This window comes from Streptomyces sp. NPDC059456 (genome assembly GCF_042750055.1).
In the GTDB taxonomy this organism is placed as follows: domain Bacteria; phylum Actinomycetota; class Actinomycetes; order Streptomycetales; family Streptomycetaceae; genus Streptomyces.
Genome location: NZ_JBHYVA010000895.1, coordinates 1 through 2,876 on the forward strand (window position 1 = coordinate 1; position 2,876 = coordinate 2,876).

3 protein-coding genes are annotated in these 2,876 nt (G+C 74.2%); all 3 read right to left on the minus strand.

The features are described from left to right. Genes ACFXA3_RS40190 through ACFXA3_RS40200 form a run of 3 tightly spaced genes read right to left on the minus strand, consistent with a single transcriptional unit; the run spans window position 1 to window position 2,823 of the window. Window positions 1-900, minus strand: coding sequence for a LysR family transcriptional regulator (locus ACFXA3_RS40190; RefSeq protein WP_385196010.1), 900 nt, complete (start codon window positions 898-900; stop codon window positions 1-3). Between the two features lie 10 nt (window positions 901-910). Further along, window positions 911-1,828 carry a DMT family transporter gene (locus ACFXA3_RS40195; RefSeq protein WP_385196013.1) on the minus strand — a complete coding sequence of 306 codons (918 nt, stop codon included), beginning with the start codon at window positions 1,826-1,828 and terminating at the stop codon, window positions 911-913. A 47-nt stretch (window positions 1,829-1,875) separates the two neighbouring features. After that, window positions 1,876-2,823, minus strand: coding sequence for an EamA family transporter (locus ACFXA3_RS40200; protein WP_385196016.1), 948 nt, complete (start codon window positions 2,821-2,823; stop codon window positions 1,876-1,878). Between the last annotated feature and the right edge of the window lie 53 nt (window positions 2,824-2,876).

Below are 2,876 nucleotides of genomic sequence, written 5' to 3' on the forward strand. Positions count from 1 at the left end.
CTACCGGGCGGCCGCGGCGTGCCGCAGGGCCGTCAGGGCGTGGGCGACGGCCGGTGCGGATTCCGAGCCGCGGCGGGTGGCCGCGATGACGTGCCGCGTGGGGCGGTCGCGGGTCAGCACCCGCACCACCACCCCCGAGGCCCGGCTCGACACCATGCGCGGCACCAGCGCCACGCCCATCCCCGCCTCGACCATCGCCAGGATCGCCGTCCACCCGGCCGCCGCGTGCGCCTGCTCCGGCACGAACCCCGCGGCCTCGCACGCCGTACGGGCGATCTCCTGCCACGGCCCGCTGCCCCCGTAGATCCACGGGTCCCCCGACAGGTCCGCCAGCCGCAGCTCCGCCGCGCCCGCCAGCGGATGCCCCGGGGGCAGGGCCACGTCGAGCGGGTCCTCCATCAGCGCCAGCCGGGTGAACCGCGGGTCCCGGGCGGTCGGGGCGTGCGCGGCCAGCGAGAGGGCCAGGTCGACGGCCCCGGCCGACAGCAGTTCGTACGACTGCGCCGCCTCGGTCTCCCGTACCCGTACCTCCACCCCCGGGTGGCTGCGCCGCAGCGCCGCCACCGCCGGGACCACCAGCACCGGAACGGCCGTGGAGAACGCCCCGATCCGGACCTCCCCCGCGTCCCCGGCCAGGTATCCGGCCAGCTCGGCGTCCGCCCGCTCCAGCTGCGCGAACACGGCCTCCGCGTGCCGCAGCACGAGGTGCGCGGCGTCCGTGAGCCGGACCCGGCGCCCCTGCGCCTCCAGCAGCGGCACCCCCAGCTGCCGGGCGAGATTGGTCAGCTGCTGCGAAACGGCCGAGGGCGTCATGTGCAGCGCCCCGGCCGTCGCGGTCACGGTCCCCCGGTCGGCCAGGGTCCGCAGGATCCGCAGCTTCTTGATGTCCCACTCGGTCATGGGGCCGAACCTACCGCCGGGCCCCCAGGCCCACGCCGCCCAGGATCAGTGCCATGCACAGCAGCTGGGCCGGGCCCGTCCGCTCGCCCAGCAGCAGGAGTCCGAGGCCGGCGACGCACACCGGCTGGAGGTAGTAGACGACTCCCGCGCGGGCCGCGCCGATCAGCGAGACGGCCTTGTTCCAGGCGAAGAAGGCGACCGCGGAGGACATGACGCCGACGTACAGCAGCATGCCGGCGGTGCCCGGGGTGACCTCGAAGCCGCCCTGGACGGTGACGGACACGGCGTACGCGGGGGCCAGCATCAGCGCGCCGAGCACGAAGGTGGTGATCAGGAAGGCCGGTCCGCCGAGTTCGGCGGGCTTGCGCTTGAGCAGCGCGCTGTACGTGGCGAACGACAGGGCGGCGGCGAACATCCACAGGTCTCCGGCCCCGAAGTCGAAGCCGAGCGAGCCGTCTCCGACGAGGAGCAGCACGCCGAACGCGGCGAGCAGCAGTCCGAAGGTGCGCCGGGCGCCGAGCCGTTCGCCGCCGAGCCGGGCGTAGAGCGCCATGACGACCGGGGAGGCGGCCATGATCATGCCCATGTTGGAGGCGGAGGTGGTCAGTCCGGCCTGGTGCACGAGCGTGTTGTACAGGGCGACGCCGAACAGCGAGGCGAGGGCGACGAAGCCGAGGTGCTCGCGGATCAGTGCCCGCTGCCGCCAGGCCTGGCGGGCCGCGAAGGGGGCGACGGCGAGGGCGGCGATGACCCAGCGCCAGAACACGGCCTGCACGGGCGGGACGGTGTCGGCCATGCCCCGGGTGGCGACGAAGCTGCCGGACCAGACGACCGTGGCGACCAGGGCGAGCAGGACGCCGAGTCCCGCGGGCCCCTTCCCGGCCCTGCTGCCGCCCCGGTGCTGCGTAACGGTGCGGACCCTGTCCATGACGGCCACGGTGTGTTCTCCCCCTCGGGTGCCGGTGTGAAGTGGGTCTACCGTCGCACTTCGCCATCCGTCAGGTCCATCGAAACATTTCGATCGTTCTCTTCAGTGGAACTGAACGGTTCCGCCGGTGCGGGGGCGGGGGTGCGGGCGGCGAAGAGCTGGCCCGCGACGGTGGCCCCGAAGGCGATCGCCATGCCCACCAGCTGGACGGGCGACAGGGCCTGGCCGAGGGCGGCCCAGCCGATGACGGCGGCGGTGAGCGGGGAGAGCGGGCCGAGCAGGGTGACCGAGGTGGCGGTGAGCCGGCCGATGCCGCGGAACCAGAGCCAGTACGCGATACCGGTGTTGATCAGCATCATGTAGCCGTAGCCGAGGAAGGCGTTGCCGTCGAGCGCGGGCGGCGCCCCCTCGACGAGGGCCGCGACGGGGATGATGACCAGCCCGCCCGCGGTGAGCTGCCAGCCGGTCACGGCCAGCGGGCCGACCCCCTCGGGGCGTCCCCAGCGCTTGGTCATCACCGTGCCGGCGGCCATGGAGGCCGAGGAGACGACACCGGCGATGATCCCGACGAGGTCCAGCCGGGCCGCGGAGGTCAGGACGACCATGCTCACGCCGAACGCGCCCACGACGGCGGCGAGTACGGTCCGCAGCCGGGCCCGCTCCCCCAGGACGAGGGCGGCGAGGCCGACGACGAACAGCGGGCCGGCGGAGCCGAGGACGGCCGCCACGCCGCCGGGGAGCCGGTACGCGGAGAGGAACAGCAGCGGGAAGAAGGCGCCGATGTTGAGCGTGCCGAGGACGGCGGACTTCCACCACCACGCGCCGGTCGGGAGTCTGCGGGCCAGGGCCGTGAGCAGGAGTCCGGCGGGCAGGGCCCGCATCACGCCGGTGAACAGGGGCCGGTCGGGCGGGAGCAGTTCGGTGGCCACGGCGTAGGTCGAACCCCAGGAGATCGGGGCGAGGGCGGTCAGGGCGACGGTGGCGAAGCGCTTCATGGCAGGTGACTCCTCGGACGGATGAGGAAGGCGGGGACGGAAGTCGGGGGGTG